A 16,411-nucleotide genomic window follows, 5' to 3' on the forward strand; every position below is an offset into this window, starting at 1 on the left:
CCCCCCCCCTCGCCGGCGCGGGAGCGCCGGCGCGAGCACGCGAGCGGCACCCGCGAAGCGGGTGCCCGAGCGGCGCAGATTCAAGAAAACAGCACACCCCCGGGCTGGGCGAGGAACGCCTCGCCGTCGCCCGAGATGCGCAGCTCGCCGCCGTCCGGGGTGACGAACGCCGCCGCGCCGGGGTGCAGCTCGAGCTGCTCCTCGCCGCACGCGACGCGCACCTCCCCCGCCGTCGCCAGCACGATCGCCGGGCCCCGAGGCGTCAGGGCCGCCGCGTCACCGTCCGAGACCCGCGCGCGCAGCAGCGCGAAGTCCGGCACCGGCACGGGGAACTCCTCGAGGCCCGCGGCGACCGAGACCGGCTGCACGAGCTCGGTCGGCCCGGGTCGGGCATCGAGCACGCGCACGAGCTCGTCGACGTCGATGTGCTTCGGGGTGAGGCCGCCGCGCAGCACGTTGTCGCTGGCCGCCATGATCTCCACGCCCAGCCCCGACACGTAGGCGTGCAGCATGCCGGCGCGCAGGAACACGGCCTCGCCGTGGTGCAGCACGACGTAGTTCATGAGCAGCGCGACGATGACGCCCGGATCGGACGGATACGACGCGGCGATCCGGCGGGCGTTCCCCAGCGCGTCGGCGAACTCGTCCGATCGCGCCTCCGGCAGCGCGGCGATGATCGCGTCGACCGTGGGCTGCGCGTCGCCCGACAGCAGCCAGGCCAGCACGGCGGGCAGCGCGTCGTCGCCTGTGAGCCGCTCGAGGAGCGGATGGGCGGCGGGGCCGAGTGCCTCGAGCAGCCGGCGCGAGGCCGCCACCTCGCGCAACCCGCACAGCGCCTCGAAGCGGTCGCTGAGCGCCACAAGCATCTCGGGCTTGTGGTTGTCGTCGGCGTAGTTGCGCGGCGCGCCCTCGGGCAGGCCGCGCTCGCGCGCGAAGCCGTCCTGCGCCTGCTCCCTCGACGGATGCACCTGGATCGACAGCGGCGAGTCGGCGGCGAGGAGCTTCAGCAGGTAGGGCAGCGGCCCGGTCACGCCGCGCGACGGCCCGTCCTGCGCGATCCAGCGATCCAGCGTGATGCCGCCGTCCAGCTCGGCGGGATCGGACGGGTGATCGCCGAACCACACCTCGGCCTCCGGCCCGGCGGACGGCTCGCGTCCCTCGAGCGCCGCGATCAGGGTGCGGGATCCCCACGCGTAGTCGCGCGGCTGGTTCGTCAGCGGCATCAGCACGCAGCCCAGGATAGGCCGAAGCCGCGCGGTACGCTGGGCAGACGATGGCCCAGATCACGCGTCACCCGGTCGCGCCGGCGCCCGCCGCGCCCCCGCGTGTCGCCACGGGCCGGATGGCGCTGCGTGCCTACGCGATCCTCGTCCTGTTCTCGGCCTTCGCGCACACCGCCTGGTGGAACCTGCTCGGACCGGCCTCCCTCGCCGTGCTCGCCGCGATCGCGGTCGCCACGATCGCGATCTGGGTCCCCCTCATCGTGCGAGGCGCACGCGCACGCGCCCGCGACCGCGACTCCTCGCGGACGAGCGTGCCCGCCCTCGCGTGGCGCCGGCTGCCGTGGGCGGCCCTCGGCTACGTGGCACTCGCCGGGCTCTCGCTGCTGTGGTCGCGCTGGCCCGCCGCCACCGCCCTCACCTGGGCGGGGCTGCTCGTCACGACGCTGCACGGCCTGTTCCTCGCGCACGTGCTCACGTGGCGCGAGCTGACGCGCGCGATCGAGGTCGCGCTCAAGTGGGTGCTCGGCCTGTCGCTGCTGTTGGAGCTGTGGACCGCCCTCGTGCTCCGCGGGCCGCTGCTGCCGAACTTCTCGGACGCGCCGGCGGATCCCGATCCGCACTGGTACTGGAGCCGCGGCGCGCTGTTCGACGGGGACGAGCGCGTCCAGGGGATCGTCGGCAACGCGAACGTGCTCGGCATCCTGTGCGTGCTCGCCCTCGTCGTCTTCGGCGTGCGCTTCGCCATGGCGCCGCGGCGCCGCGGCCTGCTCGTGGCGTGGATGCTCCTGGCCGTCGTGCTCTTCGCGCGCGCCGGATCGGCGACGGCCCTCGTAGCGGCCGCGGCGGTGGGCGTCGTCCTGCTCGCGGCGCTGCTGATGCGCCGCGCGGCCACGCCCGGCGCCCGCTCGCGGCTGTACGCCGCGTTCACGGGCGTGGGCGTCGCGGCGGTCGTCGCGGTCGTGCTGATGTGGCAGCGCGTGCTCGACGCGCTCGGGCGCGACGCCGGCCTCACGGGCCGCGACGCGATCTGGGCCGCCGTGTGGGAGCGCGCGATGGAGCGCCCGGTGCTGGGCAACGGCTTCTCGACGCCGTGGGTGCCGTGGGAGCCGATGTTCGACGGCTGGATCATCGACCACGGCATCACCGTCTTCCACGCGCACGACATGTGGCTCGACGTCTTCCTGCAGCTGGGCGTCGTGGGGGTCGCCGTGATCGCCGTCGTGTTCGGCGCGGCGACGTGGCGCTCGTGGTTCTTCGCGGTGGACCGGCCGCGGTGGGACCTCGTCGCGGACCGGCCGTACTCGCCCCTCACGCTGCTGGCGCCGCTGACCATGGCGCTGCTGCTGACGCAGGGCCTGACGGAGTCGGGGCCGCTGATGCTGTGGGGGTGGCTGCTCGTCACGGCCCTCGCGTTCCGCATCAAGCTCGCCCCCGTCGTGGGCCACGGCGCCGCCGAGCGGGCCGACGAGCCCGGCGAGCGGATCGAGCGCGCCGCGGAGAGGCCGCGCCGATGAGCGACATCGCGGCGAGCGGGGCGGAGCCGCGGTGATCCCCGTCGAGCTGCGGCGCATGATCCGGCGCGGGCTGCGCTCGGCCGAGATGGCGCGCGTGTTCACGCTCGTCGCCCTCGGCACCGCGTTCTCGAGCTTCGCGATCCAGCGGCTCACCGGTCCGTGGACCCTGCACGCCATGGTGGCGGGGCTGTGCGCCATCGGGCTGGCGATCCTCGTCGCGCGCCGGCGCGAGCTGTCGCTGCTGCACCTGGCGCCCACGATGCTCGTGGCCTTCGTGCTGTGGGCGCTCGTCAGCGCGTTCTGGGCGGACGAGGGCGGCGACACGCTGCGCTCCTGGCTCTCGCTGCTCGCCTATGCGTTCCTGGCCGTCGTGATCGCGCAGACGCGCGACACGCTGCAGACGGTGCGCGCGCTCGGCGACGTGCTCCGCGCGCTGCTGGCCGCGTCGCTGGCCGCCGAGATCCTGTCGGGCATCCTCATCGACATGCCGATCCCGGTCCTGCAGATCGCCGGCAACATCGCCATGGGCGGCCCCGTGCAGGGCCTGTTCGGCACCCGCAACTACCTCGGGTTCGTCGCCGTCGTCGCGCTCGTGACGTTCCTCGTCGAATGGCGCACGCAGTCGATCTCGCCCGGCCGTTCGGTCTTCTCGATCGCGCTCGCCGGCCTGCTCGCGGTGCTCTCGGCCTCCCCCACGGCGTTCGTCGTCGCCGTCGTGGCCACCGTGGCCGTCTCGGCGCTCGCCCTCGTGCGGCGAGTGGACGCCGCGCGCCGGCAGGACGTGCAGCTGGGTCTGGGGGTCGTCGTGGCCGTGGGCGCGCTCGCGGCCTATCTGCTGCGCGCGCGCATCGTCGACATCGTGGGCGCCGCCACAGACTTCTCCAACCGGTCGAGGGTCTGGCTCGAGCTGTTCGAGTGGATCCAGCGGCGATGGATCACGGGCTGGGGCTGGCACGGCGGCTGGTCGGACGACGTCTTCCCGTTCAACTCGATCAACTGGCAGCTGCGCGACCAGCACGCCTCGGCGCTGAACGCGTACCTCGACGTGGCGCTGCAGCTCGGCTGGGTGGGCGTCATCCTGTTCACCGGGATGTGCGCCGTGGCGCTCGTGCGCTCCTGGGTCACGGCGAGCGAGCGGCGCTCGAGCGTCTACGCGTGGACGCCGCTCGTGCTCGTGGCCATCCTGAGCGAGTCGATGTTCGAGAGCTTCGCCCTCGACGGGGCGGGCTGGATGCTGCTGGCCCTGTGCCTGGTGCGCGCGGGGCAGGCCCGATCGTGGCGCACCCGGATCGGCGAGACGGCCCATCCCCCGACCAATCCGCTCGAGCTGCCGCACGAACCGCATCGCTGACGGGCGAACCGCGCCCTCACCGCGCCCTCAGGGGCCGATGGCTTAGGCTCGATGTCGCTCCCATCCGCCTCTCGTACGGAGACTTCCGCCTTGGTGTTCGATCCACATACGGCGACGATCGTCGTCGTCACGTACAACCGCTCGCACCTGCTCTCCCGCCTGCTGGACTCCGTCGAGCGGATGGACCCGAAGCCCGGCCACGTCGTGATCGTCGACAACGCCTCGAGCGACGACACCTCCGAGGTCGTCGCGTCGTACGAGGATCGGGTGGGCACGCGGATCGTCTACCGCCGCCTCGAGGAGAACACCGGGGGGTCGGGCGGCTTCAGCGAGGGCATGCGGGTCGCCTACGAGCTCGGATCCGAGTGGATGTGGCTCATGGACGACGACGTGGAGGTCCTCCCGGAGGGCCTCGCGCGCATGGGCGCATGGACGCCGAAGTTCAAGAGCATCCAGGGGCGTCGCTACGACTACGACGGCAGCGAGTTCTACTGGCAGTACCGCGTCTCGGTGCCGCTCGGCATCCCGATCCCGTTCGCCCCGGCCGACTTCGACGCCTCCGGCTACCGACCCATGAATTCCGGGTGCTTCGAGGGGATGTTCATCCACCGCAGCATCGTGCGGCAGATCGGCCTTCCCGATCCGCGCTTCTTCATCTACTGGGACGACACGATCTACGGGTGGCTCGCCGCGCGCGTGACCCGCAGCGCGATCGTGGACGAGTTCGTGCTGCAGCGCACGCGCGAGATCAAGCAGTGGGACATGGGCATCCGGCACTTCAATGCCTCGAGCGACATGTACCGCTACTACATCATGCGCAACCGCGGCATCATGAAGCACTACTACGCCGCGCACGGCAGGTACCACCCGTTCTACTTCGCGGTCGGCACCGCCGCCACCTTCGTCAAGGAGCTGCTGCGGCTCGTCTTCGTGGAGCGGAAGATCACCAAGCAGGGCTGGGGCAACCTGTGGCGCGGCATGCGGGACGGGCGCGAGCTCGCGCGCGACACGTCGTTCCGCGTGATGCCGCCGCTCGAGGACTGACGCTCGTCAGCCGTAGAGCCGACGCGCGAGCTCGAGCTTCTGCTTCGCGTAGCCCCGCGCCCGCCCGGGGAAGGTGGGATCGACTGACGCCGCCTCGGCGCTGATCGGGTCGCCCGGAGACGCCGTCGACCACCCTGTTCCGAGTTCGAGGAGCGATCCGTGCTTCACGTCGTAGTAACCGCTCTTCCCTGACACGACGATGCCCGCCGCACCGGCCGCCGCCGCGAGCAGGTGAAGATGGAAACGGCTCGTCAACCAGGACTGACCGGGCCGTGCAGGCACGCCATGATGCCACATCCGCCCCATCGAGTAGAACTCCTCGTCGACACCGGAGACGCCGGCGTATCGCGCGTCCTCGGGCGGGAGCGCCTCGACAACCCCGATCCGAGCGGCGCCGCGTGCGAAGCCGCGAATCATCTCTCTCGCGTCGTCGTCATCCCATACCCGAAGGTCGCCCTGCACCAGCACCATCCGGTCCGGCACCGGCGCCGGGTCGTACACGGGTCGCGACAGCGCCAACGCGAGGAACGCGTCATCCACGCTCGCCTCCGCGCCCACCGCGTCGGCGCTCTGCGCGTCCCGAAGATCGACGACCTCGAAGGCGGCGAGCCGATCGCGTACCCAGGATGCCAGCTCCTCTCGCATCGGCATCAGGCCGTTGCCCGTGAGGTATGCGCGTGCTCCGTACACTTCGTGTGCCGCCGCCACGGCGGCGAGGACACCCAGGTTGTCCTCCCACATGTCATTGAGATAGCCGCCCCCGAGCACGTGGATCGTGCTCGCGCGCGTCAGAGTGACGAGTCCCTCATCGAATCGGGGGGAGCCGTGCTGCTTGATGAGCCGCTCGATGCGCGCACGATCCTTGATGGCGTCGTGGGTCTCGCTCGTATGCGCGAGTTCCCACAGCGTGTTCGTCACACGCAGCCGCGGATGAGTGTCGGCGAAGAAGTGCACAGCCCTCCCCGGCTGCGGGCAGTCGAGCCACACCTCGTCGTCCGGGTGCTCCTGCGCCAGGAAGTCGAGCCAGGCGCGGGTGAGGAACTCGTCACCGAAGTTCGGAAGGCCCGCCGTGGAGACGAGGTAGCGCACGGCGGGCGGCTCCGCGTCCTCGGGAGTGCGGCGGAATCGTCCAAAGAACCTCATCGCCCCCATCGTTGCATTGACGGCACCTTCGGGCGAACGCCTCGCGGAGATCGCCGACAACTGACTACGCGTTGTCGGCGTTGTACTGCGCGATGACCTCGTCGATCGGCCCGTCCATCACGAGGCGGTGCTCGCGGATGTAGAGGCCGCGCGTGCAGAAGCGCTGCAGGTCGCGCTCGTTGTGGCTCACGAAGAAGAGCGTGCGTCCCTCCGAGAGCAGCTCGTCGATGCGGGCGTAGCACTTGGCCCGGAAGGCCTTGTCGCCCACCGCCAGCACCTCGTCGACGAGGAGGATCGGCTCGTCCAGCTGCGAGACGACGGCGAAGGCCAGGCGCACCTTCATGCCGTTCGAGAGGTGCTTGTAGGGGGTGTCCTGGAACTCCTCCAGCTCGGAGAACGCGATGATCTCGTCGTAGCGCGCCGAGACCTCCGTGCGCGTCATGCCGTGCAGGCCCGAGGTGAGGCGCACGTTCTCGCGCACCGTCAGGTCGCCGACGAAACCGCCCGTGAGCTCGATCAGCGGCGCCACTCCCCCGTTCACGCGCACCCGGCCCTCGTCGGGCAGCAGCACGCCGGCGACGAGCTTCAGCAGGGTCGACTTGCCCTGGCCGTTGCGCCCGATCACGCCGATCGACTCCCCCGGCTTCACCGAGAAGGACACGTCGCGCAGCGCCCAGAACTCGCCCTTGGGCATGCGGCGGCGGGCACCCGCGAACAGCGATTTGATGCTGCGCCGCCCGCGCCGGTTGCGCCGGAATCGCACGCCGAGGCCCGTCACCTCGATCGCGTTCTCGCTGCCCTGCTCCGCCATCACAGCTCCTTCAGCACCGGACGCTCGAGGGCGCGGAACGTCAGCACGCCCGCGCCGAGCACGATGAGGCTCAGCAGCACGCTCCCGATCACCGCCGGCATGTCCCACTGGTCGGGGAAGAACCCGACCCGGTACATCGTGAAGATGCCGGCGAGCGGATTGGCGATCTCGAGCCAGCCGAACCCGTCGGGCAGGTCCTTCACGCTGTAGATGATCGGCGAGGCGTAGAAGAGCGCGCGCAGGATGAGGCGGGTCGTGCGCTCCAGGTCGCTGAACAGCACGCACAGCGGCGCCACGATGAGGCCGAGCCCCACGAGCAGCGCGAGCTGGACGAGGATCGCGACGGGGAACCACAGCAGCCCCCATCCCACCGTCGCCCCGCCCCAGATCGCGAAGACGGCGAGCACCGGCAGCGAGCAGAGGAACTCCACACCCTTCGACACCACGATCCGGCCGATCCAGATCGAGCGCGGGATCGACGTGGAGCGCACGAGCTTCGCGTCCTTGCTGAACGCCTTCGTGAAGTCGCCGACGGCGGCGTTGAACCACGCCCACGGCAGCAGCGCCGCGATGAGGAAGACGATGTACGGTTCCTCGCCGACCGAGCGGTGGAAGATCTGCGTGAAGACGAACCAGTAGATCGCGCTCATGATGAGCGGATCGAGCACGCTCCACAGGTACCCGAGCCAGCTGGTCGCGTAGCGCACGCGCAGGTCGCGAGCCGACAGCAGCCAGAGCGAGTGCGCGTAGCGGCGCAGGGATCGCGGCGCTCCCGCTCGTGTGGCTGTCACCGGCTCCTCCCACGCCCCGCTTCAGAGCAGAGGACGTTCATTTCGCGACGGCGAGCGAGGGATAGGTCACCTTCGGATTGAATCCCGCACCGGCCAGCCACTTCCTCGCGAGCTTCAGCCGCAGCTTCAGCGGCACCCGCCCGCGGTGCAGACTGACGAGAAGGCGAGCCCCGAACTCCAGGTAATAGAGGATGCCGCGGTGGTGCAGCTGATAGGACGCCTCGTTGCGCACGCCATACTCGAACTTCCACAGGCTCTTCTCGTCGACCATGGCGAAGTTCACGCCGCGGTTCTCGCCCATGTCGTGGACGACCACGCTGTCGAGCACCTGCACGCCAGGGCACACGCGGGTCAGTCGCAGAGTGTACTCACGGTCGTCGAACCAGATGAAGTACTCCCGATACGGCAGACCGTACTCGGCGATCGCCCAGCGCGGAATCAGCACGGAGACGAACGAGCAGGCCGTCACCATGACGTTCCGCTGGCCCTTCACCAGCAGCCGCCCCCAGTCCCACGTGGGCAGCGGGTTGTTCATCTCACAGATGTTCCCGTCCGTGAACTCGACCACGGAGCATGCGAAGGGCACGTCGCCGCCGAGCTCGTCAACCGCCTCCTCGAAGCCACGCACCATGTTCGCGAGGGCCTCGGGCTTGGGGTAGCAGTCGTCATCCATGATCCAGACGTGATCGGCGCCCGTCGCATAGCCGCGCTGCATCCCCTCGGCGAATCCGCCGGCTCCGCCGGAGTTCCGCTCCATCGTGACGACTTCGACGGGAACGGACGAAGCGAGGCCAGCGAGATACTCCCGTGTCCCGTCCGTGGATGCGTTGTCGACGAGGATGAGCTTCTCGACAGGATGGGTCTGCGCCTCGATCGACGCGATCACCGTCTTGAGCTTCTCGAGGCGATTGAACGTGACCACCACTGCAGCGACCGTCACCACGAGCGGGCCTCCTTTGCAAACCATTGACTGGCGGTCTCGTGCGCCAGCAGCGCCTTCTCCGCCTCCCGCTCCGCACGCCACAGCTCGCGACGCGCGGATTCGTCGTCCGCGAACCTCGCGACGAGCCGGCCCAGCTCCGCGGCCGCCCGGTGCACGTTCCTCGAGACGAGCGCGTACTCCGGGATGATGTCGGCCTGAGCCCCCACGTTCGTGGAGACGACGGGAACCCCGTGCGCCAGCGCCTCGAGAGTGGTCAGCGTCAGCCCTTCGTTGTGCGAGGGGATGACGAGAAGGTGCGCCTGCTCAAGCGTCTGAGAGACGGGAACGCTCGAGTCGCGCCGGGCGATGTCCTGGACGCCCGATCGTCGAGCCAGCTCGTCGACCCACGACGCCATCTCGCCGTCGCCGTGGATGATGAACCGCATGCTGCCGGCGCGTCCCCGCAGGCGGCGAGCCATCGCGACGAACACCTCAGGTGCCTTCTGCCGAGCCATCCGACCGATGAAGGCCACGGTGAAGGGGTCGTCAGCACGACGTTCACGGAACGCCGCTTCCTTGATCTCCACCGTGAGGCCGGCGAGCGGAGCCATCACGACCTTGTCCGCGTCGATGCGCTGCGTCTCGATCATCCACTTCCGCAAGGTGGGTGAGATGACGTGATGCGTGGTGATGACCTCTTCGACGAGGGCGCTGCTCACCGGGTATCCACCGCCGCGGTACTCCACGATGTGGGTCGAATCGATGATCGGGATGGCAGGCCGGGAGCGCGCGATCCAGTGGAGGCGGTCGTACAGCCACTGATTATGGTGAACGACGACCGCGCGCACGTCGAACGTGCGCAACAGCCCGCGCAGGAGCTCCTCGACACCCGGCGTCTGGGACACCGCGGTGGGCTCGGAGAAGGGGATGATCAGAGCGCCGTCCAGCTCCGCTCGGGCGATCCAAGGCTGATCCGAGTCCCGATTGGTCAGCACGATCGGAAGGAAGCCGGCCTCCTTGACGAGCCGCACTGTCTCGAACGCCCATCGTTCTGCGCCGCCGAGCTCGAACCAATGCAACCCCAGGATGACGGCCGGAACGGCGCCCTCCGGTGCCGGAGCGGCAAGGACGATGCGCGAGTCCTCGTGCTTCCCGCCGGGCTGGAACTCGGCCTCGTAGTCACGGCGAGGCGCGGGTCTGTGCAACGAGCGGCGGTGACGAAGCAGCTCGAGATCGCGCAACTCGTCGTAGAGAAGCGGGGTGCGCGCGCGCACCGCGCGCAGTGCCCGGCGAACCGGGCTGGTCGAGAAGTCGCGTGGCGGATCGACCTTGAGCACATCATCGTGCGAGATGTGCAGGTGCCGCGTCGTCAGGGAGGCGAGCTCGCGCGAGGCCGCCTCCGCCTGAATCGGCGCGCGGCTCTCCTGCTCGACGGTGCTCGCAATCCTGATGGTGTACTCCCGGGCACGGTACACGCGTGACATACCGTGAAACGTCGAGTCGTCCGTCGTGCGCGGCGGAACGTGCCAGCCGCCCGCGTAGCTGTGCACGGTGAGCTCGCGCCCCGGAGCCATGAGCGCATGGAAGTTCAGCGCCCCCACGAGCAGCCGTCGCTGTCGTGTCGAGAGGTCCTCGGGCAGCTCACCTGAATCAACGAGGCGGAAGAGGGCCGGATGGCCGAGCACGTTCTCAAGGATCACAGCGGGGCGGTCTCTCGTTCTGCTGTCTTACGGGGACGTCGGGGACCTAGCGAGCGTACCAGCGGGCGCCTCCCAGCTGGCCCCATGGGGTCGTCGGACTAGGATGGATCGGCCCCTGACGGGGTCCGTCCCATTTCCGCCCCGAGGAGGGCAATGTCACGACTGTCTCCTGAGCTCCCGAGTCTCGAGGAGCCCGGACGCAGCATCGGTCTGCTCGACGTCTTCCGTCGCAGCTACCTGCTGTCGCTGATCGTCCGGAAGGAAGTCCAGATCCGCTACCGGGGCTCCGTGCTCGGCTGGATCTGGTCCTACGTCAAGCCGCTCGTCCAGTTCGTGGTGTTCTACGTCGCGATCGGCGTCTTCCTGGGCATGAACGGCCGAGTCGACTACTTCCCGATCTACCTCCTCTCCGGCATCACGGTCGTGACGTTCTTCAATGAGGCCTTCGCGAACAGCACCCGGTCCCTCGTGGACAACGCGGCACTGATCAAGAAGATCTACCTGCCGCGCGAGGTCTTCCCGGTCTCGAGCGTGCTGATCGCAGCCGTGAACGCCCTGCCGCAGATCGTCGTGGTCGTGATCATCGCGATCTTCTTCGGCTGGGCGCCCTCCCTCCTTCAGATCGCCGCCGTCCTCCTCGCGCTCCTCATCGTGTCCGTGCTGGCGACGGGGCTCGGGCTGCTCTTCGGCGCCGTGAACGTGACCTTCCGGGATGCCCAGAGCTTCGTCGAGATCATCACCATGTGCGCGGTGTGGGCATCGCCCGTGATGTACGAGTGGGTCATGGTGGCTGATGCAGCGCCCGGGTGGTTCTTCGACCTCTACCGCCTGAACCCGATCACTCCCGCTGTGGAGCTCGTCCACTTCGGCATCTGGTTCCCCCTCGACCCTGCCGGGGCGCAGATGCTGCCCAACCTCTGGATCTTCGCCGGCATCGCATTGGTCGTCTCGCTCACCGTGCTGGCAATCGGCCAGTTCGCGTTCCGTCGCCTGGAGGGTCGTTTTGCCCAGGATCTCTGACTCCGCGTCCCCGAGCATCATCGTCGAAGACGTCTGCAAGGACTTCAGACTGCGGCACACGCACTCCATCAAGGAGACGGTTCTGGCAGCGGCGCGACGCAAGCCCCTGACCACCAACTTCCGCGCGCTGGACGGCGTCTCGTTCTCGATCGCACCGGGCGAGGCGGTCGCGCTTCTCGGGTTCAACGGATCCGGCAAGTCGACCACGCTCAAGATGATCTCCGGCGTGCTCAAGCCGGACTCCGGCCGCGTCCTGACCAGGGGACGCGTGGCGGGCCTCATCGAGGTCGGAGCCGGCTTCCATCCCGACCTGTCGGGGCGGGAGAACGTGTTCCTCAATGCGGCGATTCTCGGTATGACCAGGAAGGAAACCGAGGAGCGCTTCGACGAGATCGTGGCGTTCAGCGAGATCGAGCAGTTCATCGACACCGAGGTCAAGCACTATTCCTCGGGGATGTTCCTCCGGCTCGCCTTCTCGGTCGCGATCCACACCGAGGTGGACATCCTTCTCATCGACGAGATCCTGTCGGTCGGCGACGAGCCGTTCCAGCGCAAGTGTCTGGAGCGGATCCGTCGAATGCATGCGGAGGGCAAGACCCTCGTCGTCGTGAGTCACGACCTGGACATGGTCTCGCAGCTCTGCGACCGCGGCATCTTCCTGAAGAACGGCAAGGTCGAGTTCGACGGCGACAGCGCGACGGCCGTCGAGCGCATGCGCGCGTAGCGCGCACGGGGCGGCTGTGTCAGCGCAGCTCGCCGCACTGGTCGATGCGGTACAGCGAGGTCTCGCCGTCGGTGGCCACGCGTGCGAACAGCCCCGCTTCCACGGCCGCGTGCGGGCCCGGGAAGTGATTCCCCGCCGGGTCTCCCCCGCCGAAGGCATGCGGGTTGTAGAGGACGTAGCGCACACGGAGCTCGTCGAGTGCCGCGCAGACCGCGGGATTGTGCTCGATCTCCTGCAGCCGCCATGCCAGTTCCTGCCGCGCCGCGTCCCACTGTCCGTTGACATGCGGGAACACCGGCTCGCGTGAACCGTAGAGCTGGGAAAGAGCGCTGCCGTCCCATGGGTCGCCCAGCAGCCGCTGGTCCGCAGGCACGTGGCCCGGGACGATATCTTCCATGAAGTCGACCTGCCTCGTCGACACGATCTGCGATTGTGCGCTCTCCGCCGGCTGATGGAAGACCGATCCCACGGAGGAGGTCACTCCGCTGGACGCGAGGCCGACGAGCGAGGCAACCGCCGTCAGTCCGCCCACGAGAAGCGCCGCGCGCCCGACCAACCGGGGCTTGCGCCGCGGAAACAGCGCCGCGAGTGCTCGCCCCGCTGCGAGCACGCCCATCGCAGCGAGTGGGACTGCGAGCACGGGGAGGGCAGCCGCAAGGCGGAAGCGGTCCTTGTACCAGACGCCCGTGAGCAGCTTGGTGACGACGTCATCGGAACCGGCTGCGAGCACGAACAGCGCTGCCGCGAGGAGGTACGACACGACGATCCATCGCATATGACGGGCGCGCATCGCGATCGCGAGACCGGCGAGCACGACAAGCGAAAGCAGCACGGGGACTGCCGTGATCGTGCCGTCGACGCCCGTCATCCCGCGCAGGAGAACGACCTGGACGGCGCCGTCCCAGATGGTCTGCACGGCCCGCGCCTGCGGGCCACTGAGCCGTTCCTCGAGCGGCTCGTCGAAGAGGCCGAGACCGAAGACGGCGTACCCGAAGGCGGCGATCGAGAGCGCGATGCCCCCCGCGCCGAGCCATGCCGCCACGCGCACCGCTCGTCGGCGGGTCGCGCCACCGCTCCGCCAGGCGGCCAGGAACGCGGCGGCGAGTCTCCAGAGCAGCAGGGGCGCAACGAGAAGAAGCCAGGTGGGCAGGACGCGCGGATGAGCGAGGCCGACCGCGACGAGCACGATGATCAGTGCGGCCGCGCCGACTATCCAGGCGCGGGCACGGCTCGCCGGGTGTGCGGTCCCGACCGCGCGAACCACGAGCACCGTCATCGCGACGGCCGCCGGCAAGAGCGCATATGCCAGCGCCGTCGGGTAGATCGTCCCCCACGTCAGCAGGCCGGACGGAAACCAGGCGAAGGAGACCGCCAGCGGCATCGCGATCGCCGCCGCTGCACGGTGGGGCACCAGCAGCTGCGTCAGCCAGGCGATTCCCGGCAGCCACACGGCGCCGACCATCGCGAGCCAGGCGGCGTTGAACGCCACGGGCACCGTGGTGCCGCTGAGCTGCGCCGTCATCGCAGCCAGCTCGTGCCAGGCCGACGGGTAGTACGCCAGGCCCGTGTTCACCGGTTCGATGAGTGCGCGGAGCGTCAGCGGCGACGCCGAGAACCCGTCGAGAATGGCCGCCGTCGCCGAGAGGTGGAAGACGTTGTCGTACGTCTGCGAGATGCGGTCGGGATCAGGAACCGCCCAGAATGTGAGGAGCGCCGACGCGAGGAGCGAGAGCGCCCACGGCACCGCCAGACGCGCCACCGCGGGAAGCGCCGAGCGCTCGAGCCGGGGCACGGCGCGACGCGCTGCGAAAGCCAGGGCGCCGCCGGCGGCCATCACCGGAAGCGTCTGCCACGCATGGAACGGCAGCCCGCATGCGCCGAAGACCACCGCCGCGACACCCCAGACGCACACGCTGGCCGGGCCCGCGAGCGCGAGCCTGGTCAGCACACCGAGCGGGAGCGGTGCCGTCACGGCAAGTCCGGGGCCGACGGCCAGCATCATCGCGCAGAGGATCGCGGGAACCGCGTCGACCCACGTCACGGCGCGACCACAGCGAAGAGTCGCTCGGGCACGAGACCGATTCTACGGCCGGGACACCGGACACCGAGGTCGCCGCCGGTCATCGCAGCCCAACCTGGCTTCGCAGCGCATCGGCGAGTGTGGCCGCGTAGGTCGCGGTGAGATGATCGTGGTCGAGGTAGACCGCGATGTTCCCGATGGCCGCCTCGCAGCGCTCACCGGGGCACAGCCACGGCGTGAAATCGACCGGGACGATGGGCAATCCGGCTGCGATCGCCGGGTTCTCGTCTGCGAGCACGTCACTGCGCGGACGGGAGCAGTCGTCCCGCTCGTCGACGGCGCACTCGTACATGTCCTCGGTGAACCGAGGATTGTCGCGGACGCCCCACACATCGATGCCGGCCGAGGTCAGCCGCTGCAGCGCCACGTCGGTGCCATCGAAGACGGTCTCCTCGTTCGAATCGGGGACCGCGGCCGTCACGACCGTCATCGCCGCGTCGGGGCGCACGTCGAGCGTGTAGTCCAGTGCGGCCTCCCGCCAGGCCTCACAGGCGGGGTCCTCGTTGGGCCGCACACCCACGGCGCACCCACCCTGCAGCACGGCGACGACACCCCATCCCTCCTCCTCGGCGATGGGGAGAAGCGCTCCCATCATCTGCTGACTGTGCGAGTCACCGATGACGACGATGAGACGCTCCGCCTGCGTCGCCCCCGTGGTCTGCAGGCAGGCGTGCCTGAGTGCGGCCGCTTCGGGGCGGAGTTCGCCGCGGCACGGGCCGTCCAGCGCCACCCACTCGTCCTCGAGCGCCGACGGCGCCGGCAGCAGGGGCTGCTCGTCCACCGAGTACTCCACCTGCCCGTTGGACACCACCGCCGCTCCGGGATAACCGCCCGTCTCCGTCTCAGCAGCCTCGACGGCCGCGCGCGTCTGCGCCTGCGTGATCGCCTGCCACGGAGCGGCAACCCCCGCGACCAACGCGATGCTGACGACGATGACGGCGGCGTTGCCCCAGGCGCCGGCGCTCGCTCGCGGATACCGGCCCAGCGGCTGCTCCACCGCGGCGGCGAGCACCCACGCCGCCCCGATCGACAACACGACGATCAGCAGACCATCGAGCACGCCGACGCTCGAGGTCTCGTTGCCGTTCCTCCAGAAGACGAGCACAGGCCAATGCACGAGGTACAGCGCGTACGCGCGCTTCCCCAGCCAGAGCAGCGGCGGCGATGCCAGCATGCGCCCGGGGCCGGGCGCCGAGTAGTCGGACCCGGCGAGGATCACGAGCGCGGTGCAGATCACCGGCCAGAGGGCAAGGTACCCGGGGAACCCGCCTCGGACGTCCAGCACCAGCCCGCAGACCGCGATCCCCACCAGACCGACCCACGCCGCCGCGACGCGCACTGCCCGTGGCATCCGAACATGGGGAAGCGCGAGAGCCACGAGCGTGCCGGCGGCGAACTCCCACAGGCGCGTGCGGGTGTCGAAGTACGCGAGCTCCTGATGCGCGGCCGTCTCCCAGACCGAGAACGCCAGCGAGGCGACGAAGATGGTCCCGAACAGCACCGCGAAGACGACGGTCGGCCGTCGTCGCAGCGCTCGCGCGAGCAGCGCTCCGACGGCGAAGACGAGCGGCCAGAGCAGGAACACCTGCCCCTGCACGGACAGCGACCAGAAGTGCTGCAGCGGGGAGGGCAGGGACTGATCCCGGGCGTAGTAGTCGACCTCTGCCGCAGCCAGCGCCCAGTTCTCGACGTAGAAGAGCGACGCCCACCCCTCGCGCCACATCGCCGGCCACGTCGTCGGCGGAAGAAACGCCCACGCGGCTGCGAGAGTCCCCGCGATCGTGACCGCCGCGGCCGGCAGCAGGCGGCGGAACCGACGCAACCAGAACGCGCGGAGTTCGAGTGCACCACCTCGCTCGACGCGCCGCGTGAAGCTCAGCGTCAGGAAGAAGGCGGAGATCATGAGGAATACGTCGACACCGCCGGAGACGCGATCGCCCCAGACGTGGTACCCCACGACGAGCAGGACGGCGAGAGCGCGCAGACCGTCGATGTCCGCGCGATAGGCGCCTTGCTGCTCCTGTTGCGTGTGGCCGCTCCTTCTCCGTCTCCGTACGGTCGGTGGGCTCTCGATGCTGGCAGTCACGC

13 protein-coding genes are annotated in these 16,411 nt (G+C 69.6%); 5 read left to right on the forward strand and 8 right to left on the reverse strand.

The window, feature by feature from the left end; genetic code table 11:
* Positions 1-80: 80 nt before the first annotated feature.
* Positions 81-1,223, reverse strand: a complete 1,143-nt coding sequence (manA, locus tag ACODR5_RS09815) for a mannose-6-phosphate isomerase, class I (RefSeq protein ID WP_488983536.1) — start codon at positions 1,221-1,223, stop codon at positions 81-83.
* Positions 1,224-1,273: 50 nt separating this feature from the next.
* Here manA and ACODR5_RS09820 point away from each other — a divergent pair, with 50 nt between their 5' ends.
* The 3 genes from ACODR5_RS09820 to ACODR5_RS09830 are packed head-to-tail and all read left to right on the forward strand — an operon-like array spanning position 1,274 to position 5,132.
* Positions 1,274-2,737 carry an O-antigen ligase family protein gene (locus tag ACODR5_RS09820; protein ID WP_488983509.1) on the forward strand — a complete coding sequence of 488 codons (1,464 nt, stop codon included), beginning with the start codon at positions 1,274-1,276 and terminating at the stop codon, positions 2,735-2,737.
* Positions 2,738-2,768: 31 nt separating this feature from the next.
* Entirely contained in the window at positions 2,769-4,088 is a 1,320-nt protein-coding gene (locus ACODR5_RS09825) for an O-antigen ligase family protein (RefSeq protein ID WP_488983510.1), read from the forward strand.
* 51 nt (positions 4,089-4,139) lie between these two features.
* Entirely contained in the window at positions 4,140-5,132 is a 993-nt protein-coding gene (locus tag ACODR5_RS09830) for a glycosyltransferase family 2 protein (RefSeq protein WP_488983511.1), read from the forward strand.
* Positions 5,133-5,138: 6 nt separating this feature from the next.
* Here ACODR5_RS09830 and ACODR5_RS09835 read toward each other — a convergent pair whose 3' ends face one another.
* The 5 genes from ACODR5_RS09835 to ACODR5_RS09855 form a co-directional block, all read right to left on the reverse strand.
* On the reverse strand, positions 5,139-6,086 hold the full coding sequence (locus tag ACODR5_RS09835) for a hypothetical protein (RefSeq protein WP_488983512.1): 948 nt from the start codon (positions 6,084-6,086) through the stop codon (positions 5,139-5,141).
* A 253-nt stretch (positions 6,087-6,339) separates the two neighbouring features.
* Positions 6,340-7,086 carry an ABC transporter ATP-binding protein gene (locus tag ACODR5_RS09840; protein WP_488983513.1) on the reverse strand — a complete coding sequence of 249 codons (747 nt, stop codon included), beginning with the start codon at positions 7,084-7,086 and terminating at the stop codon, positions 6,340-6,342.
* Positions 7,086-7,877: an ABC transporter permease gene (locus ACODR5_RS09845; protein WP_488983514.1), complete on the reverse strand. Its 792-nt coding sequence runs from the start codon at positions 7,875-7,877 to the stop codon at positions 7,086-7,088. Before ACODR5_RS09845 ends, ACODR5_RS09840 begins: the two co-directional genes overlap by 1 nt.
* 37 nt (positions 7,878-7,914) lie before the next feature.
* A complete protein-coding gene (locus ACODR5_RS09850; RefSeq protein ID WP_488983515.1) occupies positions 7,915-8,817 on the reverse strand; it encodes a glycosyltransferase family 2 protein in 903 nt (300 codons plus the stop codon).
* On the reverse strand, positions 8,814-10,499 hold the full coding sequence (locus ACODR5_RS09855) for a glycosyltransferase (protein WP_488983516.1): 1,686 nt from the start codon (positions 10,497-10,499) through the stop codon (positions 8,814-8,816). Before ACODR5_RS09855 ends, ACODR5_RS09850 begins: the two co-directional genes overlap by 4 nt.
* Before the next feature lie 153 nt (positions 10,500-10,652).
* Between ACODR5_RS09855 and ACODR5_RS09860 the strand changes: the two genes are divergently transcribed.
* Positions 10,653-11,519, forward strand: coding sequence for an ABC transporter permease (locus tag ACODR5_RS09860; RefSeq protein WP_488983517.1), 867 nt, complete (start codon positions 10,653-10,655; stop codon positions 11,517-11,519).
* Positions 11,503-12,243 (forward strand): ABC transporter ATP-binding protein, encoded by a 741-nt coding sequence (locus ACODR5_RS09865; protein ID WP_488983518.1) that lies wholly within the window; start codon positions 11,503-11,505, stop codon positions 12,241-12,243. Before ACODR5_RS09860 ends, ACODR5_RS09865 begins: the two co-directional genes overlap by 17 nt.
* A 19-nt stretch (positions 12,244-12,262) precedes the next feature.
* Here ACODR5_RS09865 and ACODR5_RS09870 read toward each other — a convergent pair whose 3' ends face one another.
* A complete protein-coding gene (locus ACODR5_RS09870) occupies positions 12,263-14,284 on the reverse strand; it encodes a DUF6541 family protein (RefSeq protein WP_488983519.1) in 2,022 nt (673 codons plus the stop codon).
* 79 nt (positions 14,285-14,363) lie between these two features.
* Complete coding sequence (locus ACODR5_RS09875; RefSeq protein ID WP_488983520.1) at positions 14,364-16,409, reverse strand: acyltransferase family protein; 2,046 nt, start codon at positions 16,407-16,409, stop codon at positions 14,364-14,366.
* Between the last annotated feature and the right edge of the window lie 2 nt (positions 16,410-16,411).

It is taken from the genome of Microbacterium sp. FG3, from assembly GCF_057809335.1.